Below are 25170 nucleotides of genomic sequence, written 5' to 3' on the forward strand. Positions count from 1 at the left end.
GGCCAACGTAAAACACTCGCGGGAGCCCGGACGCACCGGGCTGAGAGGGAGGCTGGGGCGGCCTCCGACCGTACGAACCTGATCCGGGTCATGCCGGCGAAGGGAGGGGCTGGACGCCCATGCGTTCTTCTCGCAATGGAAACGGATCCGACGTCCTTGTCATCGGGGGCGGGATCATCGGTCTGGTGACCGCCTGGCGGGCCGCGCAACGCGGACTGCGCACCGCGGTCGCCGATCCCGAACCGGGCGGCGGGGCCGCCCAGGTGGCGGCCGGCATACTGGCCGCCGTCACCGAACTCCACTACGGCGAACAGCTGCTGCTGGGCCTCAATGTCGCCTCGGCCGCCCGCTATCCGGCCTTCGCGGCCGAGCTGGAGGCGGCGAGCGGACAGGAGACCGGCTTCCGCGCCTGCGGTACCCTGGCCGTCGCGCTGGACTCCGACGACCGTGCCCATCTGCGGGAACTGCACGCCCTGCAGCAGCGTTCGGGCCTGGAGTCGCAGTGGCTCACCGGCCGCGAATGCCGTCGCCTGGAGCCGATGCTCGCGCCGGGCGTCCGCGGCGGTCTGCGAGTCGACGGCGACCACCAGATCGATCCCCGCCGGCTGGCCGCCGCACTGCTGACCGCCTGCGAGCGGGCCGGGGTGGTCTTCCACCGCGGCTGGGTGGAACGCCTGACGGTGATCCGCGACCGGGCCGCCGGAGCCGTGCTCGCCGGGGGTACGGAGCTCGCCGCCGACCAGGTCGTGCTCGCCGCGGGCAGCCTCAGCGGCCGGCTCCCGGGGCTGCCGGACGAGGCGGTACCGCCGGTCCGGCCGGTGAAGGGGCAGGTGCTGCGGCTGACCGTGCCCGCCGCGTACGCGCCGTTCCTCACCCGGACGGTCCGGGCCGTCGTCCGGGGCAGCCACGTCTATCTCGTACCGCGCGAGAACGGCGAACTGGTCGTCGGCGCCACCACCGAAGAAATGGGCTGGGACACCACCGTCACCGCGGGCGGCGTCTACGAGCTGCTGCGGGACGCCCACGAACTGGTGCCCGGCATCACCGAACTGCCACTCACCGAGACCCGGGCCGGACTGCGCCCCGCCTCCCCCGACAACGCCCCGCTGCTCGGCCCCACCGCCCTGCCCGGTCTCCACCTCGCCACCGGCCACCACCGCAACGGGGTGCTGCTCACCCCCGTCACCGGTGACGTCATGGCAGAGCTCCTGGCCGGCGGCGAGCTGCCCGAGACGGCCCGCCCCTTCACCCCGCACCGTTTCTCGTCCGCCGCCGTCGCCGTACGTCAGGAGCAGCCCGCATGACCGAGCCCGCACCGCTCTGCGTGTCCGTGAACGGCGAGGTCCGTCTCCTCGCCGCGGGCACCACCCTGGACATCCTTGTCGCCACCCTGACCGCCGCACACTCCGGCGTCGCGGCCGCCGTCAACGAGACTGTCGTCCCGCGCGGCCAGTGGCCCACCGCCGCACTCGGTGACGGTGACCGCGTCGAGGTCCTGACCGCGGTCCAGGGAGGCTGACCGTGTCCGACGACCTCTTCACCCTCGGCGACACCACCTTCGGCTCCCGGCTGATCATGGGGACCGGCAGGGCATCCAGCCTCGACGTGCTGGAACGCTCCCTGACCGCCTCCGGCACCGAGCTGACCACCGTCGCGATGCGCCGCCTCGATCCGACCGTGCAGGGCTCGGTGCTCTCCGTGCTCCGGCGGCTCTCCATCCGCGTCCTGCCGAACACGGCGGGCTGCTTCACCGCGGGCGAGGCCGTACTGACCGCCCGGCTGGCCCGCGAGGCGCTCGGCACCGACTGGGTCAAGCTGGAGGTGGTGGCCGACGAGCGCACCCTGCTGCCCGACCCGATCGAACTGCTGGACGCCGCGGAGACCCTGGTGAACGACGGCTTCACCGTGCTGCCGTACACCAATGACGACCCGGTGCTGGCCCGCAGGCTCCAGGACGTGGGGTGCGCGGCGGTGATGCCGCTCGGCTCCCCCATCGGCTCCGGCCTCGGCATCCGCAATCCGCACAACTTCCAGTTGATCGTCGAGCAGGCCCGGGTGCCGGTGATTCTCGACGCGGGCGCCGGGACGGCCTCGGACGCGGCGCTGGCGATGGAGCTGGGGTGCGCGGCGGTGATGCTGGCATCCGCGGTGACCAGGGCCCAGGAGCCCGAACTGATGGCCACGGCGATGCGGCACGCGGTGGAGGGCGGGCGGCTGGCGTACCGCGCGGGCCGGATCCCGCGCCGCCACTTCGCCGAGGCCTCGTCGCCGGCGGAGGGGCTGGCAGTGCTGGACCCGGAGCGCCCGGCGTTCTGACCCATCGTGATGCCGTGGAGCGCATGTCCCTGTCACGGCTCGGCTGCAGTACGGCCCCGGGACTGCCCCGGCCCGTGGGCCGCGTCCGTGGCGGCTCGTAGAATCGCATGCGTGGATACGACCCTCCAGGACCCTCTCGTCGGGCAGCTGCTCGACGGCCGTTACCGCGTCGATGCCCGCATCGCCGTGGGCGGCATGGCCACGGTCTACCGGGCCGTGGACACCCGTCTCGACCGGGTGCTCGCCCTCAAGGTGATGCACCCGGCGCTCGCCACCGACGCCTCGTTCGTCGAGCGCTTCATCCGCGAGGCCAAGTCCGTGGCCCGGCTCGCGCACCCCAATGTGGTTGCGGTCTTCGACCAGGGCGCCCAGGGGCAGTACGTCTACCTCGCGATGGAGTACGTCGCGGGCTGCACCCTGCGCGACGTACTGCGCGAGCGCGGTGCCCTGCAGCCGAGGGCCGCACTGGACATCCTGGAGCCGGTCCTGGCCGCCCTCGGCGCCGCGCACCGGGCGGGCTTCGTGCACCGCGACATGAAGCCGGAGAACGTCCTGATAGGGGACGACGGCCGGGTCAAGGTCGCCGACTTCGGTCTCGTACGGGCAGTGGGCACCGTCACCAGCACCACCGGGTCCGTCCTGGGCACCGTCTCCTATCTCGCCCCCGAGCAGATAGAGCAGGGCACGGCGGACACCCGCACCGATGTGTACGCCTGCGGTGTCGTCCTGTACGAGATGCTGACCGGATCCAAGCCGCACGCCGGCGACACCCCCGCGCAGGTCATCTACCAGCACCTCAACGAGGACGTCCCAGCCCCGTCGGCCGCCGTCCCGGGGCTCCCGGTCGCGCTCGACGACCTGGTGGCGAGCGCCACCGCCCGTAACCCCGAGGTCCGCCCGTTCGACGCGGTGGCGCTGCTCGCCGAGACCCGTGAGGCCCGCTCCGGCCTCACCGACGCCCAGCTGGACGCCGTACCGCCGCAGGCCCTCGCCGAGGTGCACGACGCCGCCGAGGACCGCACGAGCGTGATCCCGCGGCTGCTCCCGGCCGACCAGGGCGTCGCCCATCACACCAGCCGGCTGGAAATGCCCCCACCGGCATCCCTGCAGCCCGCGCCGCACGACCTGCGCCACCGTGGTCCACGGCGCTCCGTCATCGCCGTGGTCGTCGCCGTGCTGCTGGCGCTGGGAATCGGTACCGGTGTCTGGTACATCAACTCCGGGCAGTTCACCCGGGTCCCCTCGGTGCTCGGCCAGACCGAGAAGACCGCCCAAGACCGGCTCTCGGACGCCGGCCTGGAACTCAAGAGCGTGAAGCGGGCCTACAGCGACACCGTCGAGCGCGGCAAGGTCATCAGCAGCGACCCCGAGTCCGGCGCCCGCACCCGGGGGAACGGCGCGGTGACGCTCGTCGTCTCGCGCGGCCCCGAGATCGTGAAGGTGCCCGATGTTCAGGGCCTCGCACTCGCCGACGCCAGGAGCGCGCTGAAGAAGGCCGGCCTGGTGCCCGGCATGGTCACCAAGGAGTTCAGCGAGGAGACGGGACGGGGCGAGGTGATCCGTACGGACCCCGTGGCGGGCGCCGAGCGCCATTCCGACTCTGCGGTCGCTCTCGTCGTCAGCAAGGGCGCTCCGGTCGACGTCCCCGATGTCACCGGGCTGTCCGTCGAGGACGCCACTGCCGCGCTGGACGAGAAGGGGCTGAAGGCCGAGGTGCTGCCCGACCGGGTCAGCTCCCCCGAGGTCGTGGGCGACATCGCGCATCAGTCGCCGGCCGAGGGCAGCCGGGCCGCCGAGGGCGACACCATCACGCTCACGGTCTCCAAGGGGCCTCGGATGATCGACGTCCCGGACGTCACCGGGAAGAACGTCGACGACGCCAGGAGCGAGCTGGAGGACGCGGGCTTCGAGGTCAAGGTCGACCGCCCGTTCCTCTCCTTCAGCGACACCATCGCGAGCCAGTCCGTCGACGGCGGCAAGCAGGCCCCCGAGGGCAGCACCATCACCATCAAGACCAAGGGACTCTAAATCCACATGCGCAACCCAGTCGGCGGCCATGTTCCCGTGGCCGGCGGCCTCGCCAAGGCCGGTCTCCCCTACGCCCGCGAGATGGGGGCGGAGGCCGTCCAGGTCTTCGTCGCCAACCCGCGCGGCTGGGCGACGCCCGTCGGCAACCCGGCCCAGGACGAGCAGTTCCGCGCCGAGTGTGCCGCCGATTCCATACCGGCGTACGTCCACGCCCCGTACCTGATCAACTTCGGTTCGCACACCGAGGCCACCGTCGAGAAGTCCGTGGAATCGCTGCGCCACTCACTGCGTCGGGCCCGTGAGATCGGCGCCCTGGGCGTCGTGGTGCACACCGGATCGGCGACCGGCGGACGGCCGCGCGAGCAGGCGCTCGCACAGGTACGCACGCATATGCGGCCGCTCCTGGACGAGCTGACGCACGACGACGACCCGTATCTGCTGTTGGAGTCGACCGCCGGGCAGGGGTTCTCGCTCTGCTCGCGGACCTGGGACTTCGGCCCGTACTTCGACGCACTCGACGCCCACCCCAAGCTCGGCATCTGCCTCGACACCTGCCACATCTATGCGGCGGGCCACGATCTGACGGGCCCGGCGGGCATGCGGCAGACCCTGGACCTGCTGGTGGACACGGTCGGCGAGGGCCGGCTGAAACTGATCCACGCCAATGACTCCAAGGACGTGGTGGGAGCCCACAAGGACCGGCACGAGAACATCGGCGCCGGTCACATCGGCAAGGAGCCGTTCCGGGAGCTTTTCGCTCATCCGGCGACCGCCGGCGTACCGCTGATCATCGAGACGCCGGGCGGCAAGGAAGGCCATGCGGCGGATGTGGCGCGACTGAAGGGGCTGCGCGACTGCGGCTGACCGCGATACCCATTGAGGAATACCCCCAGGGGGTATACGGTTCCTGTGGCCGACAGGAACCGCTACCGGCATTGGGGGATCACCATGCAGCACGACACGCGTGACGGAGAGCACCAGCAGCACGAGCAGCACCACGAGCACCACGGGCAGGGCCACGACGACAGCAGCCATGCCGACCACTCGGCTCACGCCGGCCACGCGGCGCACTCCCCCGGCCCAGTCGACTGGGCCATGGCCGCGCGCGCCACACTGCACTGCCTCACCGGATGCGCCATCGGCGAGATCCTCGGCATGGTGATCGGCACGGCTCTCGGCTGGGGCAACACGGGGACGATGACCCTCGCGATCGTCCTGGCGTTCTTCTTCGGCTACACGCTGACACTGCGCTCAATCCTGAAGGCCGGCGTCGACTTCCGTACCGCGTTCCGGGTCGCCCTCGCCGCCGACACCCTCTCCATCGCGGTGATGGAACTGATCGACAACGGCGTGATCGTCCTGTGGCCGGGCGCCATGGACGCACAGCTCGCCGACGCACTGTTCTGGGGAGCGCTCGCGCTGTCGCTGGCCGCCGCCTTCGTCGTCACCACACCGGTCAACAAGTGGATGATCGGCCGCGGCAAGGGCCACGCGGTGGTGCACCAGTACCACCACTGAGGACGGTCCCGCACCGGGACCGTCAGGTCAGAGCTCGGGGCCTTCCCCGGGCTCTTCCTGGTAGGAGTAGCGCTGCTCGCGCCACGGGTCGCCGATGTTGTGATAGCCGCGCTCCTCCCAGAAGCCGCGGCGGTCGGCCGTCATGTACTCGACGCCCCGGACCCACTTGGGCCCCTTCCAGGCATAGAGATGCGGCACGACGAGCCGGAGCGGGAAGCCGTGCTCGGCGGTGAGCAGCTCACCGCCCTTGTGGGTGGCGAAAAGCGTGCGGTCCGAGGTGAAGTCTGCGAGCCGCAGGTTCGAGCTGAATCCGTACTCGGCCCAGACCATCACATGCGTGACCTCGGGGGCGGGCGGTGCGAGTTCCAGAATCGTACGAGCGAGGACGCCGCCCCATTCGGCCCCGAGCATGCTGAATTTCGTGACGCAGTGCAGATCGGCGACGACCGAGGAGAACGGCAGGGCCGAGAACTCCTGGTGGTTCCAGCAGTGCTTCTCGCCGTCCGCGGTGGCTCCGAAGACCCGGAACTCCCAGCGGTCGGGCTTGAACTTGGGAACAGGCCCGTAGTGGGTAACCGGCCAACCGCGCTGCAGTCGCTGACCCGGCGGAAGCTCGGACTGCTCTGATTCGCGGTATTCCCGGCTTTCCGGCTGACCCATGACTCCATGGTGACAGACAGGCAGGGATGGTTCCGACCAGGGTAGGGGTAATTCGGGCAACTCATACTAAGCGTGCACTTACTGGACGATCAACGGGTGCGGTGCGAGGATGCGGCCAACTTGCCCAGTCCACCGGTTGGAAGGAGCCTCTGCGATGCAGGGCGACCCCGAGGTCCTTGAGTTCCTGAACGAACAGCTGACCGCCGAATTGACCGCCATCAATCAGTACTTCCTGCATGCAAAGATGCAGGACAATTTCGGCTGGACGAAGCTCGCGAAGTACACCCGCTCCGAGTCGTTCGACGAGATGAAGCACGCCGAGATCCTCACGGACCGCATTCTCTTCCTCGATGGACTGCCCAACTACCAGCGGCTGTTCCATGTGCGGGTGGGTCAGACCCTCACCGAGATGTTCCAGGCCGACCGCCAGGTCGAGGTGGAGGCGATCGACCGCCTCAAGCGCGGGATCGAGCTGATGCGCGGCAAGGGCGACATCACGTCCGCAAACATCTTTGAGTCGATCCTGGAGGACGAGGAGGAGCACATCGACTACCTCGACACCCAGCTGGAACTGGTCGAGAAGCTCGGCGAGCCGCTCTACATCGCCCAGCAGATCGAGCAGCCGGACAGCTAGCGCCCCCGCGGGGTCAGGCCGCTTCGGAGAGTCGGATGCCCGGGGCGATGCCGGGAGCGGTACCCGGATCGGTCTCGGGGGCGGCGTCCGTGGCGGCGTCGGCGGCAGTGCCGGGTGTCCGCTTCCGGTCGAGCAGTTCGCGGCGTGGGCAGGCGCCGCGGCCGAGCACGGCCTGGATGGCGCGGACGCAGCCGCCGCAGTCCGTGCCCGCCTTGCAGGCGGAGGCTATCTGCCGGGGCGTGCACGCCCCGGCTTCCGCATGTTCCTTGACCTGCTTCTCCGTAATGCCGAAACACGAGCAGACGTACATGCGGTTCACCTCCCGGCGGGATCGGTCGCTACTGCCACCCCGTTGATCGGTGAGGCTAACCTAACCTTACCCGGCGCTCAAAGCCCTTGAAAGCCTCCGAACCCCTGTGGGGCACGGATCACATTGATCCGTGCCCCACAGTCGTACGCGCACCGCCTGCGGTGATGCCTACTGGTCCCGGTACATCTCGGCGACCAGGAACGCCAGGTCGAGGGACTGGCTGCGGTTGAGCCGCGGGTCGCAGGCCGTCTCGTAGCGCTGGTGCAGATCGTCCACGAAGATCTCGTGTCCGCCGCCGACGCACTCGGTGACATCGTCGCCGGTGAGCTCGACGTGGATGCCGCCCGGGTGCGTGCCGAGGCCCTTGTGCACCTCGAAGAAGCCCTTGACCTCGTCCAGGACGTCGTCGAAGCGGCGGGTCTTGTGGCCGGAGGCGGCCTCGAAGGTGTTGCCGTGCATCGGGTCGGTCACCCAGGCCACGGTGGCGCCGGAGGCGGTGACCTTCTCGACCAGCTCGGGGAGCTTGTCGCGGACCTTGTCGGCGCCCATGCGGACGATGAAGGTCAGCCGGCCGGGCTCGCGCTCGGGGTCGAGGCGTTCGATGTAGCCGAGCGCCTCGTCGACGGTGGTCGTCGGGCCGAGCTTGATGCCGATGGGGTTACGGATCTTCGAGGCGAACTCGATGTGCGCGCCGTCCATCTGGCGGGTGCGCTCACCGATCCAGACCATGTGGCCGGAGGTGTCGTACAGCCGGCCGGTGCGCGAGTCGGTGCGGGTCAGCGCCGACTCGTAGTCCAGCAGCAGACCCTCGTGCGAGGAGTAGAACTCGACCGCCTTGAACTCGGCCGGGTCCGTACCGCACGCCTTCATGAAGTTCAGCGCGTTGTCGATCTCGCGGGCGAGCGCCTCGTAGCGCTGGCCGGACGGCGACGACTTCACGAAGTCCTGGTTCCAGGCGTGCACCTGGCGCAGGTCGGCGTAACCGCCGGTGGTGAAGGCGCGGACCAGGTTCAGCGTGGAAGCGGATGCATGGTACATCTGCTTCAGCCGGTCCGGGTCCGGGACGCGGGCTTCCTCGGTGAAGGCGAAGCCGTTGACGGAGTCTCCGCGGTAGGTCGGCAGAGTGACGCCGTCGCGGGTCTCGGTCGACTTGGAGCGCGGCTTGGAGTACTGCCCGGCGATCCGGCCCACCTTGACGACGGGTACGGAGGCCGCGTAGGTCAGGACGGCGCTCATCTGGAGCAGCGTCTTCAGCTTGGCCCGGATGTGCTCGGCCGACACGGCGTCGAAGGCCTCGGCGCAGTCACCGCCCTGCAGCAGGAACGCCTCGCCCTTGGCGACGGCTCCCATGCGGGCACGCAGCTGGTCGCATTCACCCGCGAAGACGAGCGGTGGATACGACGCGAGGTCCGCGAGTACATCGCGCAGAGCCTCGGCATCGGGGTACTCGGGCTGCTGCGCCGCGGGAAGGTCTCGCCAGGTGTGGCCACCGGCGACGGAGGTATTGGCGTTCACGGTCACACCGACAACATTACGGGGTCCGGCGATGCGCCCATCCGTAAGCTCAATAGTTGAGACGCGCGCTCGGATGGGGTGGGCATCCGTTAGGGTTCGGAACATGTTCGCGCAGAAGAACCAGAACTGGTGGTGGACCGCTCATCCGGCGGCCCACTGATCGATCGCGCGCAACAGACCACGCGAAGGCCGCCCGAGGGGCGGCCTTCTCTGCGTTTCGGGAGCCGTTCCTCCATCAGGAAGGAACACCCCCAATGTCTCAGCCTCACCGCACCGGCCTCGTCATCGAGAGGCTTCTGCGCGACGACTGCCCGCCGTTCGCGCTGCTGCGCCGGCGCACCCCCGGCCACGACCAGGACACCGTCGAGGTGCTGATCGGCCGGGTGCGGGAAGCGGAACGGCTCGCCGATCTCCCGGTCGGTGCGCTGCCCTCGCTCGCCCTGGTGCCGTTCCGGCAGATCGCCGAGCGCGGTTTCGATGTGCGTGACGACGGGACGCCGTTGTCCGTGCTGGTCGCAAACGAGACGTACGAGCTGCCGCTGGCCGAGGTGCTGGACCAGCTGCCGGTCCATGACGTGCGGGTCGAGGGCGGCGCCTTCGACGTCCCCGACGAGGAGTACGCCGGGATCGTCCGACGGGTCATCGCGGATGAGATCGGGCAGGGCGAGGGCGCGAACTTCGTCATCCGGCGGACCTTCCGGGGCGAGATCCCCGGCTTCGGCCGGGCCGACGCTCTGGCCCTCTTCCGGCGGCTGCTGGCCGGTGAGCGGGGCGCGTACTGGACCTTCGTCGTGCACACCGGGGAGAGGACGCTCGTCGGTGCCAGCCCCGAGGCACACGTGCGGATGTCCGGCGGGACGGTCGTGATGAACCCGATCAGCGGGACGTACCGCTACCCCGCCGAGGGCCCGACCGTCGAGAATCTGCTGGCCTTCCTCTCCGACCGCAAGGAGAGGGACGAGCTCTCCATGGTGGTCGACGAAGAGCTCAAGATGATGTGCACCGTCGGCGACATGGGCGGGGTGGTGGTCGGGCCGCGGCTCAAGGAAATGGCCCATCTCGCGCACACGGAGTACGAGCTGCGCGGGCGTTCCTCGCTGGATGTGCGGGAGGTTCTGAAGGAGACCATGTTCGCGGCGACGGTCACCGGCTCCCCCGTGCAGAACGCCTGCCGGGTCATCGAGCGGTACGAGCCGGGCGGGCGCGGCTACTACGCGGGCGCGCTGGCGCTGCTGCGGCAGGAGCCGGGCGGGTCGCAGACCCTGGACTCACCGATCCTGATCCGTACCGCCGACATCTCGGCCGGGGGACAGGTGCGGGTACCAGTCGGGGCGACGCTCGTACGCCACTCCGATCCGGACAGCGAGGTCGCCGAGACCCATGCGAAGGCGGCCGGCGTGCTGGCCGCACTGGGGGTGCGGCCGGGCCGGCCGAGGGCCGGGGCGGCGCGTCCGCAGCTGGCGGGCGACCCGCGGGTGCGGGCGGCGCTGGACGCCCGGCGGGACGGTCTCGCGCCGTTCTGGCTGCGGATGCAGGAGCGTACGCACGAGCTGTCCGGCCATGCGCTGGTGATCGACGGGGAGGACACCTTCACCGCGATGCTGGCGCATCTGCTGCGCTCCTCGGGTCTGGAGGTGTCGGTGCGCCGCTACGACGAGCCGGGGCTGCGCGAGCGCGTACGGGCGCACGAGGGTCCGGTCGTGCTGGGCCCCGGTCCGGGGAATCCGGACGACACCACCGACCCGAAGATGCGGCTGCTGCGCGAGTTCGCCGCGGAGCTGATCCGTGATCACCGGCACGGGCTGCTGGGGGTCTGCCTCGGCCATGAGCTGATCGCGGCGGAGCTGGGGCTGGAGCTCGTCCGCAAGACCGTGCCGTACCAGGGCGCGCAGACCCGGATCGATCTGTTCGGGCGGCCGGAGACGGTCGGCTTCTACAACAGCTTCACCGCGCGCTGCGACGACGGCGCCGTCACCGAGCTGGCGGCGCATGGTGTCGAGGCGAGCCTGGACGCGGCGACCGGGGAACTGCACGCGCTGCGCGGTCCGGGCTTCGCCTCGGTGCAGTTCCACCCGGAGTCGGTGCTGACACTGCGCGGCACGACGATCGTGGCCGGGCTGCTGGCGGGGCTGCCGGTGGCCGGCTGAAGGAGTCGGACGGGGACTTCGGAGGAGCTCCGGGGTCCCGGTTCACCGGGAGGCACAGGTTCAGCGGGACAGCACCGGGACGAGAACGTTGTCGCTGCGGCGGTCGGCCAGATAGTCGGCGACGTTCTGGACGGTGGCGTCGATGATCTGGGCCACGGCGTCCTGGGTGTAGTAGGCCTGGTGCGAGGTCACGACGACGTTCGGGAAGGTGACGAGCCGGGCGAGTGTGTCGTCGTCGATGCCTTCCAGGGACTTGTCGAGGAAGAAGAGCCCGGCCTCCGCCTCGTACACATCGAGTCCGACACCCAGGAGACGGCCGGCGCGCAACTCGGCGACCAGCGCTGTGGTGTCGATGAGTCCGCCGCGGCTGGAGTTGATCAGGATCGCGTCGTCCTTCATGTGCGCCAGGGCGTCCTTGCCGATGATGTGGTGCGTCGAGGGCAGCAGCGGGACGTGCAGGCTGATCAGGTCGGACTCGGCGAGGAGCTGTTCCTTCTCGACGTACTCCATGCCGAGCTCGACGCAGGCGGGGTTCTCGACGATGTCCCAGCCGAGCAGCTTCATGCCGAAGCCGTGGGCGATTCTGGTGAAGGCCTCGCCGATCTTGCCCGTACCGATCACCCCGACCATGCGGCCGTGCATGTCCCGGCCGAGGAGGCCGTCGAGCCGGAAATCGAAGTCGCGGGTGCGGCTCGCGGCCCGGATGATGCGGCGGTTGACCGCCATCGCGAGCGTCCAGGCGAATTCCGCGACCGAGTACGGCGAGTAGTAGGAGACCCGGGCGACCCGCAGGGCGAGACGCTCGGCGACATCGAGATCGATGTTATTGAAGCCGGTGGAGCGCTGGGCGATCATCTGCGTGCCACCCGTTGCGAGCGTCTGCAGGACGCTGCTGCCCAGGTCGGCGTTGACGCTGGTGGAGATGATCTCGTAGCCCGCCGCGATGGGGGCGGTGTCCTTGGTCAGGAAGACGTCCAGGCAACGGACCTCGTGCTGTCCGGCGAAGGCGTTCTCGAGCAGCGGCTTCTCGTCGGACTGCACACCGAATGCCAGGATTTCCACGACTTCTCCCGTTCATTATGCAGATCAGGGGATATGAGCCGGTCATCGCGAATATACGGCGCGTGCCCCCGGCGCGCCGCTCGATCCCCACGGTGCGCCGCTCAGCCGAAGAAGACACCCACCTCCGCGTAGAGGGCCGGATCGACGGTCTTGAGCCGGGCGGTCGCCTCCGCGATCGGCACCCGGACGATGTCGGTGCCCTTCAGGGCGACCATCGCGCCGAAGTCGCCGTCCCGCACGGCATCGATCGCGTACAGGCCGAAGCGGGTGGCCAGCCAGCGGTCGAACGCGCTGGGAGTGCCGCCGCGCTGGACATGGCCGAGGACGGTCGTTCTGGCCTCCTTGCCGGTGCGGCTCTCGATCTGTTTGGCCAGCCATTCGCCGACGCCGGAGAGCCGGACATGACCGAAGGAGTCGTGCGACCCGTCCTTGAGGATCATTTCGCCCTGCGCGGGCATGGCGCCTTCGGCGACCACCACGATCGGTGCGTAGCTCGCGCCGAACCGGGAGGTCACCCAGGCGCATACCTGATCGATGTCGAAGCGCTGCTCCGGGATGAGGATGACATTCGCGCCGCCGGCCAGTCCCGAGTGGAGCGCGATCCAGCCCGCGTGTCGGCCCATCACCTCGACGACGAGGACTCTCATATGGGATTCGGCGGTGGTGCGCAGCCGGTCGATGGCCTCGGTCGCGATGGAGACGGCCGTGTCGAATCCGAAGGTGTAGTCGGTGGCGGAGAGGTCGTTGTCGATGGTCTTGGGAACGCCGACGCATTTGATGCCGTGTTCGTCGGACAGGGCCGCCGCCACGCCGAGGGTGTCCTCGCCCCCGATCGTGATGAGCGAATCGACCTCGTACTTGGCGAGGTTTTCCCTGATCCGGCGGACGCCGTGCTCCGCGCCGAGCGGATTGGTGCGCGAGGAACCGAGGATGGTGCCGCCGCGCGGCAGGATGCCGCGCACCGCCGCAATGGAGAGCGGCACCGTCTCGCCCTCCAGCGGGCCGCGCCAGCCGTCCCGGAATCCGATGAAGTCGTAGCCGTACTCCTGCACGCCCTTGCGGACGATGGCGCGGATGACCGCATTGAGCCCGGGGCAGTCGCCACCCCCGGTCAGTACTCCGACCCGCATGGAAACATCCCTTCGCCGAAGTGAGCCCGCTGATGACCACGCTAGGCGTGATCCAAGTCACTCAGGGATGGGTCGGAGGGTCAATTCGGTTGCGTTACCGGACGGTTGGCCTCACTGCTGCGCGCTCCGGCGCGTTCAGGCATCGTCGAGGCCGCGCTCGATCGCGTACCGCACGAGTTCCACCCGGTTGTGCAACTGGAGCTTGCCCAGGGTGTTCTGCACGTGGTTCTGGACGGTGCGGTGCGAGATGACCAGACGCTCGGCGATCTGCTTGTACGAGAGCCCCTTGGCGACCAGCCGCAGCACCTCGGTCTCGCGCTCGGTGAGCTGCGGGGCCTTGGGCTCGTCGGAGGCGACGGGCGTGGGGTCGGAGGCGAGCCTGCGGTACTCGCCGAGTACCAGCCCGGCCAGCCCCGGGGTGAAGACGGGGTCGCCGACAGCGGTGGACCGTACGGCCTCGGTCAGCTCCTGCGTACTGGCCGACTTGAGCAGATAGCCGGTGGCGCCGGACTTGACCGCCTCCAGTACGTCGGCGTGCTCACCGCTCGCGGAGAGCACCAGGACGCGCAGTCCGGGGTGGGAGCCGACGAGTTCCTTGCAGACCTGAACGCCGGGCATACCGGGCAGGTTGAGGTCGAGTACGAGAACGTCGGGGGTGGCGGCCTTCGCCCTGCGGACGGCCTGCGGTCCGTCACCGGCGGTCGCCACCACTTCGAAACCGGACTCGGAAAGATCGCGGGCGACGGCGTCGCGCCACATCGGGTGGTCGTCGACGACCATCACCCTGATGGTCCGCTCCTCGGCACCCTGGATGTTCTCCGTGCTCATGTCGCTGGTCCTGCCTTCCCCCGTGAAACCTTCGGAACCTTCAACTCGACCTCGGTGCCCTGGCCGGGCACCGAAATCAACTCTGCCGTGCCGCCCAGGTCACGCAGCCTTCCCCGGATCGACAGGGCGACCCCCATCCGCCCCTCCCCCTCGGCCTGGGCAAGCCGCCCGTCCGGGATGCCGGGGCCGTCGTCGCGGACCGTCACGATCACCTCGTCCGGCCAGTCCTCGACGAGGATCCAGGCCTGGGCATCCTCCCCCGCATGGACCCTGACATTGTCCAGGGCGGCACTGGCAGCGGCCGCCAGTTCCTTCGCCGCCTCGGGAGCGAGCAGCACCGGTGCGCCCGGCTCCGCAAAGCTGATCCGGGAGCCGGCGTGTGGGGCGAGCAGGGAGCGCAGATCGCACTCGGCCTGCCCGAGGAGGGCGTCATCGACCTCGACGCTGCGGACCACGGCGCCCTCGGCGGCGTCCTCGGAGACCCGGGTGGTGGGCACCAGACCGCTGGTGACCAGGGTGCGGAGGGCGACTTCCTGCTCCCCGGCCATCCGGCCCAGTTCGGCTGCCTCGCCGCCCAGCGCCGTGCCGCGGCGCTGCACCATTGCCAGGACCTGGAGCACGCTGTCATGGATGTCGCGGGCCAGCCGTTCCCGCTCACGGGTGGCGGCCTCGATCTCCAGGGCGCGGGCGAGGGTGCGCTCACTGGCCCTGGCCACCTCGACCACGTACCCGATGGCGATGGAGGCGACCCAGACCAGCAGGACGTTGTGGAAGGTGTCCCGGCTGGGCTCGCCCCGTTCGATGATGTTGACGACGGCGACGAAGGTGGAGGCGAAGGCCGCCCAGCGCCAGCCACCCTTGATGGCGAAGGCCAGCACGGAACCCGCGGTCCAGATGGACGGCAGCGTCGGACCGTCGACGTGCTGGGCCTCGAAGTCGGCGAGCGGGGTGAGGAGGATGCCGACGAGTGCGAGGGCCAGGTCGGCGCCGAGGAAACGCTTGGTGCAGGCGACGGCGCCCGCGACCTTCGGGAGGGTGCCGAGCGTCCAGGCCGCCATCACCACCAGGAAGGCGATGGCGACCCACGGCCGGTCGTACCTGTCCCGGCCGAAGACGGCGAGCAGGACCGCGTAGAGCATCGTCAGAATGCGGTACGCGGTCAGCGCGCGCCACAGCGGCTGCTCGACCGACATCCGTACGACCCGCTCGCGCCTGGCCACTTCCCCACCCCCCGGACGGAAACGACGCGTTACGCGCCGAACCGTTCCGTCACCCTTGGCTTCCGGACTCTCTGCGCGCCTGCTTCTCCTCCTCGGCACGGCGCTTCGCGTCGTCTGCGATCTGCCGCTTGGCGGCGGTCGCGTAGATGTCGACGTACTCCTGGCCGGAGAGCTTCATGATCTCGTACATCACCTCGTCGGTGACCGAGCGAAGGATGAAGCGGTCCCCCTCCATGCCTTGGTACCGGCTGAAGTCGAGCGGCTTGCCGATCCTGATCCCCGGGCGCATCAGCTTGGGGATCACCTGGCCCGGCGGCTGGATCTTCTCCGTGTCGATCATCGCGACGGGGATGACGGGCGCTCCGGTGGCCAGCGCCACCCGGGCCAGTCCGCCGGGCTTGCCACGGTAGAGACGGCCGTCGGGCGAGCGGGTGCCCTCCGGGTAGATACCGAAGAGCCCGCCGCTTTCGATGACCTCGATGCCTGCCTTGATGGCCGCGTCGCCGGCGCCGCGGGCACCCGAGCGGTCCACCGGGAGCTGGCCGACACCCTTGAAGAAGGCGGCGGTCAGTTTGCCCTTCACGCCGGGCGCGGTGAAGTACTCGGACTTGGCGATGAAGGTGACCTTGCGGTCCAGGACGGCCGGCAGGAAGAAGGAGTCGGAGAACGACAGATGGTTGCTCGCGAGGATCGCCGGTCCCTGCGCGGGAATGTTCTCCAGACCCTCCACCCACGGCCTGAAGGCGAGCTTCAACGACCCGCCGATGGAGAACTTCATTGCGCCGTAGATCAACTCGGGTGCCTCCTGTGTTCTGTCCGACAGACCTTAACCTGTGCGGCCGTCCGCACTCCCGCCCGGCACGGAACCGAAGCGGCGGCCGTGGCCGTGACGGCCCTGGTCGGTGTCGGTCCGGTCGCGTACGGTGAAGTAATCCTTCTGCACTCCCCCTTTCGCTCCCCTTCGAGCCTCACGAACAGGAGACCCCGGTGCCGGTCCTGCCTGGAGCCGAGCCGTTCCGCCACGAGGGCGGAGAGGTCGGCGTCCTTCTCTGTCACGGATTTACCGGTTCCCCGCAGTCGCTGCGCCCCTGGGCCGACTATCTGGCGGAGCGCGGGCTCACCGTCTCGCTGCCGCTGCTGCCAGGGCACGGCACCCGCTGGGAGGACATGCAGCTCACGGGCTGGCACGACTGGTACGCGGAGGTGGACCGGGAACTGCGCGCCCTGCTGGAGCGGTGCAGCCAGGTCTTCGTCTTCGGGCTTTCCATGGGCGGCGCGCTCACGCTGCGGCTGGCGGCGAAGCACGGTGACGCGATCAGCGGTCTGGTGCTCGTCAATCCGGCGAACAAGGTGCACGGACTGTCGGCGTACGCACTGCCGGTCGCCCGCCACCTTGTGCGGACGACGAAGGGGCTGGCGAGCGATATCGCCCTGGAGGGCTCCGCCGAGGTGGGGTACGACCGGGTGCCGTTGCACGCGGCGCATTCGCTGCGGAATTTCTTCCGCCTGGTCGACACCGAACTGCCCCAGGTCACCCAGCCGATCGTTCTGCTGCACAGCCCGCAGGACCATGTGGTGCCGCCCGCCGACTCGGCCCGGATCCTCAGCCGGGTGTCGTCGACGGATGTCGAGGAGATCCTGCTGGAACAGAGCTACCACGTCGCGACGTTGGACCACGATGCGGAGCGGATCTTCGACGAGAGCCACCGGTTCATCGGCCGCCTCGCTCCGAGCTTGGGAAAGAAGGGGAGCACGTCAGGTGGCTGAGCACGACGCGGAGCGCGCGGGCAGCGAGGAGGGACGCGAGCCCCTGCCCGCAGAGGGAGCGGCTCTTCCCACGGAGGGAACGGCCGTCCCCGACGACGGTACGGGTCCGCAGGATGCTGCTGCCCAGCAAGTGCCACCGGGCGCCGACGGCGAGCGGCCCGGCCGGTCGATCGACGAGGACGCCGTGTGGAAGGCGATCGTGGCCGGATACGGCGAGGAGCCGGCGGACCCGCCGGGCGCCAAGCCGTTCAGGTCGGTCGAGGATCTCGCACTGCTGGAGGACGACCAGTCGGGCGTCCTGGATCCGGACAAGGGGATCGGAAAGAAGTCCCCGAAGCCGCCGGAGAGGCCGCTCGGCAGCTCGATCGTGTTCGCCCCCGGCGTCGCCGGTCCGCGCGACTACGAGGTCGAGGAGCCGAAGGACAGCGACCTCGACGACAGCGACGAGGGGCATTTCGTCCCCCCGGAGCCGCCGCCGCTGCCGGAGGCCGATGTCACGTCGAAGTTCGCCTGGCTCGCGGTCGTCGGCGGTCCGGTGCTGATGCTGGTCGCGGTACTGCTGCGGTGGGACATGACCTGGTGGCTCACGACGGTCTGCGTCGGCGGCTTCCTGGGCGGCTTCGTCACGCTGGTGGCACGGATGGAGGACGACGACGAGGACGACGACGACCCGGGGCGCGGAGCGGTGGTCTGAGACCGGGCCGGTCGAGGTGGCCTTGAGCTGCCGCCGCGCAGCTCAGGGCCTGGTCGCGGGCACCCGTAGTGCCGCGAGCACCGGCAGGTGGTCCGTGGCCGCCCGCAGGTCCGCGTCGGTGACACCGAGCAGCCCTGCGGGGACACCGCAGCCGAGCACCTCGATCCCGTCCGTCGCGAACACCGCGTCGATGCGGCGCCGCGGATGGTCCGGCGAGAAGGTGTTCTCGTCACCCCACGGTTGGACGGCCCAGCAGTCCTGGAGCCGCCCGGCCAGCCGTCGGAACGCGGTCCCGGTCGGTACGTCGTTGAGGTCGCCGGCCGCGATGGCGTGCTCGACGCCCATCGCGTCCAGCCGTTCCAGCAGCATCTCCGTCTGGACCAGGCGTTCGTCGCGCTGCAGGCTCAGATGGAAGCTCAGCAGACCGATCCGGGTGCCCGCGATCCGTACCACCGACGTGGCGAAGCCCCTTCGGTGCAGTCCGGGAGTGAGCGGCAGCAGCACGTCCTGCGTCCGCTCCACGGTGGCCCGCAGCGAGCAGAGCAGCAGTGGCCCGGCCGCCGTGGCGCCGCCGCTCAGGACGACCAGGTCGGTGCGGGCCGCGAGCCAGGCGGCGCGCTTGCGCCAGCGGAAGAAGCGCGGGGCTTCCTGGATGAGGACGAGGTCGGGGGCGCAGGCGCTGATGACGCGGGCCAGTGCCTCGCAGTCGTCGCGCATCGACCGGACGTTGTAGCTGAGCACTCTGATGACGGCCGAACCATCCCGCTCGGTACGGGAGTCGGGCAGCGGCGTCAGAACCATGCGTCTCACGATACGCCGGACGCCCGCCGCTCCCCAGGGGCGCGACGGGCGTCCGGCGCTGTCCGGTTCCGGGTGGTTCAGCCCTGGCGGGCCAGGTCCGCCGCGCCCACCAGACCTGCCTTGCCGCCCAGTTGGGCCGCGAGCACCTGGGCGTGCGGACGCCACTCGCCGCCGATCAGCCAGCGCCGGAACGACTTGCGGATCGGGTCGAGGACGAGCTCGCCCTCGTCCGACACGCCGCCGCCGACGATGAACGCGGACGGGTCGAAGAGCGAGGCGAGGTCGGCGAGTCCGGCTCCGGCCCAGCGGGCCAGCTCGCGGAACGAGTCGATCGCGACCGCGTCGCCCTGCCGGGCGGCTGCGCTGATGTGCTTGCCCTCGATGCCGTCCACCGTGCCGTCGCCGAGCGACAGCAGGATCGTGGCGTTCTCCGGAGTGGCGTTGGCGCGCTGCTTGGCGTACCGGACGAGTGCGCGCCCGGATGCGTACTGCTCCCAGCAGCCCTGGCTGCCGCAGCCGCAGAGCAGGCCGTCCGGGACGACCCGGATGTGGCCGAACTCGGCGGCCACACCGAAGCGTCCGCGGCGCAGCTTGTTGCCGATGATGATGCCGCCGCCGAGACCGGTGCCGAGCGTGATGCAGATGACGTCGTCGTGGCCCTGTCCGGCGCCGAAGCGGTACTCGCCCCAGGCGGCGGCGTTGGCGTCGTTCTCGACGACGACCGGAAGACCGACGCGCTGTTCGACCTTGTCCTTCAGCGGCTCGTGCCGCCAGTTGATGTTCGGCGCGAACAGCACGGTGGCGCGCTTGTCGTCGACATATCCGGCGGCGCCGATGCCGACGGCGTCGATCTGGTGCCCCTCGCTCGCGCCGGACACGGCCGTCGCGATCGCGTCCACGATGCCTTCAGCCGTCGGGGGGGTCGGCACCTTGAACATCGAGAGGATCTGTCCCTCTTCGTCGACCACTCCAGCTGCGATCTTCGTGCCGCCGATATCGACGCCGATGGTGAGTCCCATGAATCCCTCAGTTTCGGTCGAGCCCCGCTGCGGCCAACGGTACCCCGAGCCGAGGACCCCACCCATCGGTGCCGGTCAGTCCAGGTCGATGTGTTCGCCCGCGGCGGGGCCCTCGTCGCGCGGGTCGGTGGGGTCGCCGGCCTTCTCTTCAGTGCCTGCGGGGTTCCCTGCCCCGTGGGTCCAGTGGCGTTCCTGGCCTTCCACGGCGGAGCGGTAGGCGGCGAGGAGTTCGTTGCCGGCCGCGGCGATGTGGTCGAAGACGCCCGGATTGCGTTCGATGACGGGCTCGACGACGGACTTGGCCTGCTTGATGATCTGCTGCACGGTGCCCTGGGCCGCCGCGCCGAACAGCGGCGACTGGAGCGACGAGACCTTGTCGGCGACGGCGTCGACCAGCTTGCGCAGCTCCTCGGCTGCGGAGCCGGGCGGCGGGCCGTACTGGGAGCGGCGGCGGGCCTTCTCCGCTTCGAGGTCCTCGGCGCAGGCCTTCGCCCAGGCGTCGTCGTCGACGGGACGATCGGTGGCTTCGCTCATGGCGGACTCCTGCGACGTGGTTTGCCTGCGGCCCGGCATACGGGGCACGTACTACCGACGTTACCCGAACCGTGATGTGCCGTTCAGCTGGTCCGGGGCCACAGACCGGGGTCCGGCGTGAACCGGACCCGGAGCACTCCGTCGGTGAGGGCGGCGCCGGAGACGGTGCAGCGGCGCAGACCGGACTCCAGGGGGACGATCCGGTGGAACGGGCCCACGGTGAGGAGCAGTTCGTTGCCGCGGCGCACCAGTTGGAGCTCCGACTTGACGGCGCCGGGCAGGGGCAGGCACCAGACCAGAACGGAGTCGCCGTCGCCGGACGGCGGGGCGGTCACGATCCGGCTGCCGGGCAGCATCGGCCGCAGCTCGTCGAGGCCGTCCGGGGCGTACGGGTCCTCGATCCACCAGGGGTCGCCGGCCCGGCCGGGGCTCCGCTCGTCCAGCTCCGAGGCGAGTCCGTCGCCCTCGAAGAGGCCGCCGCCGGTACCCGCCTCCTCGAAGACGGTGCAGCCGGCTCCGGTGTCGAGGAGGGTGAGGTCTTCCAGGCCCCGCGGATCGCGGCCGAGGTGGGGCACTTCGCACAGGGCCGCAGCGGGCACCCATTCCTCGTACCAGTGGTCGATGGTCTTCTCCTGCTGCGCGGCGAGGGCCGCGAACCAGGGGTCGCCGGAGTGCCTGGGCAGTACCCGGTTCACCGCGAGGGTGTCGACGCGCAGTCCGTGCAGGGCGAGTCCGGTACGGGCGGTGCGCAGGGCCTCCTCGGCGGCGGGGCCGGGTTCGGCGACCAGCCGCAGCGTGGTGTTGCGGTCCTCGATCAGCGCCTGGACGGCGGCCAGCTCGGCGTCCCTGCGGGCGGCGGCCTCGTACAGCCACTGGGCGGGCATGGGTACGCCGGCGAGCTGGGCGAGCATCGGGCGCAGGGCGCGGGCGGCCTGGCGCTCCGGGGGCAGCAGGCGGCGCAGATAGCGGCGCAGCTGTTCGGGCAGGGCGAGTACGGCGAGCGCTTCGCGCAGCGGCGGCAGGTCGACGACGAGGAGTTCGTAGCCGCCCGGCGACCAGTCGCCCTGGGCGGCGCGGCGCAGGGCGTGCAGGAGGGCGAGCTGGGCGCTGCCGGGGAGTTCGGTGAGTTCCTCGCCGTCCAGCCGGTTCCCGCCGAGCAGGTCGAGCACACCGGAGGCCTGGTCCTGGAGGGCGAGGAGTTCGCCGCGGAAGTGCTCGCCGGAGTCGATGCGGGCGGACCACAGGCCGTCCGTGACCTCGGTGGGTTCCGTGCCCTCGGGGAAGCCGGGTATGGCGTCGGCGGAGAGCAGCAGGGTGCGGCGACCGCGGCGGGCCGCGGCCAGCGCGGTCGCTGCCGCGACGGTGGTACGGCCGGCGCCGCCGGGGCCGGTGACGAGGACCGTACGCACCGGGTCAGGCCTTCGGAACGGACTCGACGCGCTTCTTCAGGCCGGCCAGGGCCCGGTCGATGATGACCTTCTCCGCCTTGCGTTTGATCATGCCGAGCATCGGGATCTTGACGTCGACGGTCAGCCGGTAGGTGACCTCGGTGCGGTCGCCGTCGCCGAGCGGGGCCAGTGCGTAGGAGCCGTCCATGGCGCGCAGCATCTGGGACTTGACGAGGGTCCAGCTGACCTCGTAGTCGCCGATCCAGGTGTACGCGAGGGTGTGGTCGTCCTTGATCGCTCCGGCGTCGAGGACGAGGCGGACCTTCTCGGCGCGGCCCTGGTCGTCGATGGAGAGGACCTCGGCCTCCTTGACCTCGCCGGTCCACTCCGGATAGCGGGCGAAGTCGGCGATCACTCCCATGACGTCGGCCGGCGCCGCCTCGATCGTGATGCTCGAGCTGGTGTGTTCAGCCATCGCCGTGGCTCCTCCAGTGCGGTGTACCGGTGCGTCGGCAGAGGCCTGCCGTCAGAAGGCTATCGCGTGTGCGCGGCGCCTCGTTCCAGGGTCCGGCGCCGGTGCGGTCACCACTCCAGGGCCCAGGGCCTGCCGGTGGACGCGAAGTGGCCGACGTTCACGCATTCGGTGGCGCCGATCCGCATCCGGCGGACCAGCGGCTGGTGGACATGGCCGAACAGTGCGTACCGGGGTCGGGTCCTGCGGATGGCGTCGAGCAGGGCCCGGCTCCCGCGTTCGAAGCGGCGCGCCACCGTGTCGTACGTCAGCTCCGGCACATCGGGCGGGATGTGGGTGCAGAGCACGTCGACCGGCCCGATGGCCTCGATCTTGGCCGCGTACTCCTCGTCACTGATCTCGTACGGGGTGTTCATCGGGGTCTTCAGGCCGCCACCGACGAAGCCGAGTACGCGGCCGCCGATCTCGACGCGGTCGCCGTCGAGGACGGTGGTGCCCGGGCGCGCGTATTCGGGCCACAGGTCGGGGATGTCGACGTTGCCGTAGGTGGCGTACGTCGGAGTGGGGAAAGCGGCGAAGAGTTCGGCGTACTGCTTGCGCACCGCCGAGACGATCGCGGCGTTGCGGTCCATGCCCGCCCACAGGCCGCGGCCGAACTCGCGGGCCTCCTCGTAGCGGCGAGCGGTGCGCAGTTCGACGATCCGGTCGGCGTTCTCCACGCCGAAGAGATCGGGGAAAATGCCGCGCGAGTGGTCGGCGTAGTCGAGGAAGAGCACCAGGTCGCCGAGGCAGACCAGCGCGTCGGCGCCGTCCCCGGCGCGGGCCAGGGCCTCGGTGTTGCCGTGCACGTCACTGACCACATGAACGCGCGTGCGCCGTGCGGTCGGGGTTCCTCGGCTGTTCGGTCCGGCTGGCATGACGATCACCCTAGAACCCTGCTCTCCACCTGGGTAGAGGCGGCCGGAGCTGCGACGACCTCCGGGCCGTAACGGCGGTGGACTACTGTGCGCCCAAGGATCACCGTTGTGTGTGATGCATAAGACATCTGGCCGGAACCCCCTATCGGGAACCAAGTACTGGTGGGTAACGTCCGGGCAGTCCAGTTGTGCTCACCCCCACTGAGCACCGCCCATCTTGGACCGCAGCCGGTGCGTCACACAGAGCCGTGGCACCGGAGCCCGATGAGGAGCAGCAGTCTTGCGCGAGTTCAGCCTTCCGGCCCTGTACGAGGTCCCCTCGGACGGCAACCTGACGGATCTCATCCGCCGCAATGCCGCTCAGCATCCCGATGTCGCGGTGATGAGCCGCAAGGTGGCCGGTGTGTGGACCGATGTCGACGCCGCACAGTTCTTGGCCGAGGTCAGAGCCGTCGCCAAGGGTCTGATCGCCGCGGGCATCGAAGCGGGCGACCGGGTGGCCCTGCTCTCCCGCACCCGCTACGAATGGGTACTGCTGGACTTCGCGATCTGGAGCGCGGGCGCGGTCACCGTCCCGGTGTACGAGACCAGCTCGCCCGAACAGATCCAGTGGATCCTCGGCGACTCCGGCACCGCCTTGTGCATCGTGGAGTCCGAGGCGCACCAGGCCTCCGTGGTCTCGATCCAGGCGGATCTGCCGGCCCTGAAGGGCATCTGGCAGATCGAGGACGACGCGATCCGCCGGCTGTCGGCGATCGGCGAGGACGTCTCGGACGAGACCCTGGACCTGCGGATGACGAGCGCCAAGGCGGACGACCCGGCCACCATCGTCTACACCTCGGGCACCACCGGCCGCCCCAAGGGCTGTGTGCTCACGCACCGCAGCTTCTTCGCGGAGTGCGGCAATGTGGTGGAGCGGCTGAAGCCCCTCTTCCGTACCGGCGAGTGTTCGGTACTGCTCTTCCTGCCCGCCGCGCATGTCTTCGGACGGCTGGTCGAGGTGGCCTCGGTGATGGCCCCGATCAAGCTCGGCTGCGTACCGGACATCAAGAACCTCACCGATGAACTGGCCTCCTTCCGGCCGACGTTGATCCTCGGTGTGCCGCGGGTCTTCGAGAAGGTCTACAACGCGGCGCGCGCCAAGGCGCAGGCCGACGGCAAGGGCAAGATCTTCGACAAGGCCGCGAACACGGCGATCGCGTACAGCCGGGCGCTGAGTACCCCTCAGGGCCCGTCCATGGGACTGAGGTTCAAGCACAAGATCTTCGACCGGCTGGTCTACGGCAAGCTGCGGGCCGTCCTCGGCGGACGCGGCGAGTACGCGATCTCCGGCGGCGCGCCGCTGGGCGAGCGGCTCGGCCACTTCTACCGCGGTATCGGCTTCACCGTCCTCGAGGGTTACGGCCTCACCGAGACCTGTGCGGCCACCGCCTTCAATCCGTGGGACCGGCAGAAGATCGGTACGGTCGGCCAGCCGCTGCCCGGCTCGGTCGTCCGGATCGCCGACGACGGCGAGGTGCTGCTGCACGGCGAGCACCTGTTCGCCGGCTACTGGAACAACGAGGCGGCGTCGGCCGAGGCGCTGGCGGACGGCTGGTTCCACACGGGCGACATCGGCACGCTCGACGAGGACGGCTATCTCGAGATCACCGGCCGCAAGAAGGAGATCATCGTCACGGCGGGCGGCAAGAACGTCGCGCCCGCGGTGATCGAGGACCGCATCCGCGGGCACGCCCTGGTCGCCGAGTGCATGGTGGTCGGCGACGGACGGCCGTTCGTGGGCGCGCTGATCACCCTGGACGAGGAGTTCCTGGGCCGCTGGGCCGAGGAGCACGGCAAGCCGGCCGGCTCGACGGCCGTGTCGCTGCGTGAGGACCCGGAGCTGCTGGCCGACGTGCAGCGGGCGGTGGACGACGGGAACGCCGCGGTGTCCAAGGCGGAGTCGGTACGCAAGTTCCGCATCCTGGCCTCCCAGTTCACGGAGGAGGCGGGTCACATCACGCCGTCGCTGAAGCTGAAGCGGAATGTGGTGGCGAAGGACTTCGCGGACGAGGTCGAGTCGATCTACCGGGGCTGACCGGAACTAGTGCTGTGACCGGAAAGGTTTGCCGGAAGGCTCGCGGCGTCCGGTGCGGTGCATCGCAAGGCGGAGCATCACCCGCGTACTGGATGTACTCGGGTGATGCGACAACGCGGCGAGGCGCCGTGCC

26 protein-coding genes and 1 riboswitch are annotated in these 25170 nt (G+C 70.0%); of the genes, 12 read left to right on the forward strand and 14 right to left on the reverse strand.

Going from position 1 to position 25170, the window contains the following annotated elements:
• The first annotated feature begins 8 nt into the window (after positions 1–8).
• Positions 9–122: riboswitch (TPP riboswitch) on the forward strand.
• From thiO to ABTZ94_RS08365, 6 genes are all read left to right on the forward strand, one after another.
• Positions 120–1304 (forward strand): glycine oxidase ThiO, encoded by a 1185-nt coding sequence (gene thiO, locus ABTZ94_RS08340; RefSeq protein WP_351198775.1) that lies wholly within the window; start codon positions 120–122, stop codon positions 1302–1304. (Overlaps the previous riboswitch by 3 nt.)
• Complete coding sequence (gene thiS / locus ABTZ94_RS08345; RefSeq protein WP_351198777.1) at positions 1301–1519, forward strand: sulfur carrier protein ThiS; 219 nt, start codon at positions 1301–1303, stop codon at positions 1517–1519. The genes thiO and thiS overlap by 4 nt, the downstream gene beginning before the upstream one ends.
• A gap of 2 nt (positions 1520–1521) precedes the next feature.
• Positions 1522–2316: a thiazole synthase gene (locus tag ABTZ94_RS08350; RefSeq protein WP_351198779.1), complete on the forward strand. Its 795-nt coding sequence runs from the start codon at positions 1522–1524 to the stop codon at positions 2314–2316.
• A 111-nt stretch (positions 2317–2427) separates the two neighbouring features.
• Positions 2428–4344, forward strand: a complete 1917-nt coding sequence (gene pknB / locus ABTZ94_RS08355) for a Stk1 family PASTA domain-containing Ser/Thr kinase (protein WP_351198781.1) — start codon at positions 2428–2430, stop codon at positions 4342–4344.
• 6 nt (positions 4345–4350) lie between these two features.
• Positions 4351–5208 (forward strand): deoxyribonuclease IV, encoded by an 858-nt coding sequence (locus ABTZ94_RS08360; protein ID WP_351198783.1) that lies wholly within the window; start codon positions 4351–4353, stop codon positions 5206–5208.
• Between the two features lie 84 nt (positions 5209–5292).
• Complete coding sequence (locus ABTZ94_RS08365) at positions 5293–5862, forward strand: DUF4396 domain-containing protein (protein WP_351198825.1); 570 nt, start codon at positions 5293–5295, stop codon at positions 5860–5862.
• 27 nt (positions 5863–5889) lie between these two features.
• Here ABTZ94_RS08365 and ABTZ94_RS08370 read toward each other — a convergent pair whose 3' ends face one another.
• On the reverse strand, positions 5890–6522 hold the full coding sequence (locus ABTZ94_RS08370) for a sulfite oxidase-like oxidoreductase (protein WP_351198785.1): 633 nt from the start codon (positions 6520–6522) through the stop codon (positions 5890–5892).
• Positions 6523–6676: 154 nt separating this feature from the next.
• Between ABTZ94_RS08370 and bfr the strand changes: the two genes are divergently transcribed.
• Complete coding sequence (gene bfr, locus ABTZ94_RS08375; protein WP_351198787.1) at positions 6677–7156, forward strand: bacterioferritin; 480 nt, start codon at positions 6677–6679, stop codon at positions 7154–7156.
• A 13-nt stretch (positions 7157–7169) separates the two neighbouring features.
• Here bfr and ABTZ94_RS08380 read toward each other — a convergent pair whose 3' ends face one another.
• Together ABTZ94_RS08380 and ABTZ94_RS08385 are read right to left on the reverse strand one after the other, a co-directional pair.
• Positions 7170–7466 (reverse strand): (2Fe-2S)-binding protein, encoded by a 297-nt coding sequence (locus ABTZ94_RS08380; RefSeq protein WP_351198789.1) that lies wholly within the window; start codon positions 7464–7466, stop codon positions 7170–7172.
• A gap of 168 nt (positions 7467–7634) precedes the next feature.
• Entirely contained in the window at positions 7635–8981 is a 1347-nt protein-coding gene (locus ABTZ94_RS08385) for a class II 3-deoxy-7-phosphoheptulonate synthase (RefSeq protein ID WP_351198827.1), read from the reverse strand.
• Between the two features lie 103 nt (positions 8982–9084).
• Between ABTZ94_RS08385 and ABTZ94_RS08390 the strand changes: the two genes are divergently transcribed.
• Both ABTZ94_RS08390 and ABTZ94_RS08395 read left to right on the forward strand, forming a co-directional pair.
• The gene (locus ABTZ94_RS08390) at positions 9085–9141 is read left to right on the forward strand and encodes a trp operon leader peptide (RefSeq protein WP_148835614.1); all 57 of its coding nucleotides are present in this window, start codon (positions 9085–9087) and stop codon (positions 9139–9141) included.
• A gap of 94 nt (positions 9142–9235) precedes the next feature.
• Positions 9236–11128: an anthranilate synthase family protein gene (locus ABTZ94_RS08395; protein WP_351198791.1), complete on the forward strand. Its 1893-nt coding sequence runs from the start codon at positions 9236–9238 to the stop codon at positions 11126–11128.
• Between the two features lie 60 nt (positions 11129–11188).
• On the opposite strand, the gene ABTZ94_RS08400 is transcribed toward ABTZ94_RS08395, so the two are convergent.
• From ABTZ94_RS08400 to ABTZ94_RS08420, 5 genes are all read right to left on the reverse strand, one after another.
• Positions 11189–12190 carry a 2-hydroxyacid dehydrogenase gene (locus ABTZ94_RS08400; RefSeq protein ID WP_351198793.1) on the reverse strand — a complete coding sequence of 334 codons (1002 nt, stop codon included), beginning with the start codon at positions 12188–12190 and terminating at the stop codon, positions 11189–11191.
• Between the two features lie 101 nt (positions 12191–12291).
• Entirely contained in the window at positions 12292–13320 is a 1029-nt protein-coding gene (locus ABTZ94_RS08405; protein ID WP_351198795.1) for a 6-phosphofructokinase, read from the reverse strand.
• Positions 13321–13455: 135 nt separating this feature from the next.
• The gene (locus ABTZ94_RS08410) at positions 13456–14148 is read right to left on the reverse strand and encodes a response regulator (protein WP_351198797.1); all 693 of its coding nucleotides are present in this window, start codon (positions 14146–14148) and stop codon (positions 13456–13458) included.
• A complete protein-coding gene (gene macS / locus ABTZ94_RS08415) occupies positions 14145–15368 on the reverse strand; it encodes a MacS family sensor histidine kinase (protein WP_351198799.1) in 1224 nt (407 codons plus the stop codon). The genes ABTZ94_RS08410 and macS overlap by 4 nt, the downstream gene beginning before the upstream one ends.
• 49 nt (positions 15369–15417) lie before the next feature.
• Positions 15418–16161, reverse strand: coding sequence for a lysophospholipid acyltransferase family protein (locus ABTZ94_RS08420; protein WP_351198801.1), 744 nt, complete (start codon positions 16159–16161; stop codon positions 15418–15420).
• A gap of 194 nt (positions 16162–16355) precedes the next feature.
• Here ABTZ94_RS08420 and ABTZ94_RS08425 point away from each other — a divergent pair, with 194 nt between their 5' ends.
• Together ABTZ94_RS08425 and ABTZ94_RS08430 are read left to right on the forward strand one after the other, a co-directional pair.
• Positions 16356–17135, forward strand: coding sequence for an alpha/beta hydrolase (locus ABTZ94_RS08425; protein WP_351198803.1), 780 nt, complete (start codon positions 16356–16358; stop codon positions 17133–17135).
• Positions 17128–17829 (forward strand): hypothetical protein, encoded by a 702-nt coding sequence (locus ABTZ94_RS08430; RefSeq protein ID WP_351198805.1) that lies wholly within the window; start codon positions 17128–17130, stop codon positions 17827–17829. Before ABTZ94_RS08425 ends, ABTZ94_RS08430 begins: the two co-directional genes overlap by 8 nt.
• A gap of 42 nt (positions 17830–17871) precedes the next feature.
• Here the strand turns inward: ABTZ94_RS08430 and ABTZ94_RS08435 are convergent, their stop codons facing one another.
• The 6 genes from ABTZ94_RS08435 to ABTZ94_RS08460 all read right to left on the reverse strand — a co-directional run bounded on the left by ABTZ94_RS08435 (position 17872) and on the right by ABTZ94_RS08460 (position 22960).
• On the reverse strand, positions 17872–18630 hold the full coding sequence (locus tag ABTZ94_RS08435) for an endonuclease/exonuclease/phosphatase family protein (protein WP_351198807.1): 759 nt from the start codon (positions 18628–18630) through the stop codon (positions 17872–17874).
• A 77-nt stretch (positions 18631–18707) separates the two neighbouring features.
• Positions 18708–19649 (reverse strand): ROK family glucokinase, encoded by a 942-nt coding sequence (locus ABTZ94_RS08440; RefSeq protein ID WP_351198809.1) that lies wholly within the window; start codon positions 19647–19649, stop codon positions 18708–18710.
• Between the two features lie 75 nt (positions 19650–19724).
• Entirely contained in the window at positions 19725–20183 is a 459-nt protein-coding gene (locus ABTZ94_RS08445; protein WP_351198811.1) for a DUF5304 domain-containing protein, read from the reverse strand.
• A gap of 83 nt (positions 20184–20266) precedes the next feature.
• Positions 20267–21592 carry an ArsA family ATPase gene (locus tag ABTZ94_RS08450; RefSeq protein ID WP_351198813.1) on the reverse strand — a complete coding sequence of 442 codons (1326 nt, stop codon included), beginning with the start codon at positions 21590–21592 and terminating at the stop codon, positions 20267–20269.
• 4 nt (positions 21593–21596) lie between these two features.
• Positions 21597–22046, reverse strand: a complete 450-nt coding sequence (locus ABTZ94_RS08455; protein ID WP_351198815.1) for an SRPBCC family protein — start codon at positions 22044–22046, stop codon at positions 21597–21599.
• A gap of 107 nt (positions 22047–22153) precedes the next feature.
• Positions 22154–22960: a metallophosphoesterase family protein gene (locus ABTZ94_RS08460; RefSeq protein WP_351198817.1), complete on the reverse strand. Its 807-nt coding sequence runs from the start codon at positions 22958–22960 to the stop codon at positions 22154–22156.
• A gap of 280 nt (positions 22961–23240) precedes the next feature.
• Between ABTZ94_RS08460 and ABTZ94_RS08465 the strand changes: the two genes are divergently transcribed.
• The gene (locus ABTZ94_RS08465; RefSeq protein ID WP_351198819.1) at positions 23241–25037 is read left to right on the forward strand and encodes an AMP-dependent synthetase/ligase; all 1797 of its coding nucleotides are present in this window, start codon (positions 23241–23243) and stop codon (positions 25035–25037) included.
• Positions 25038–25170 lie beyond the last annotated feature (133 nt).

The organism is Streptomyces sp. NPDC002785, assembly GCF_040295565.1.
Lineage (GTDB): Bacteria > Actinomycetota > Actinomycetes > Streptomycetales > Streptomycetaceae > Streptomyces.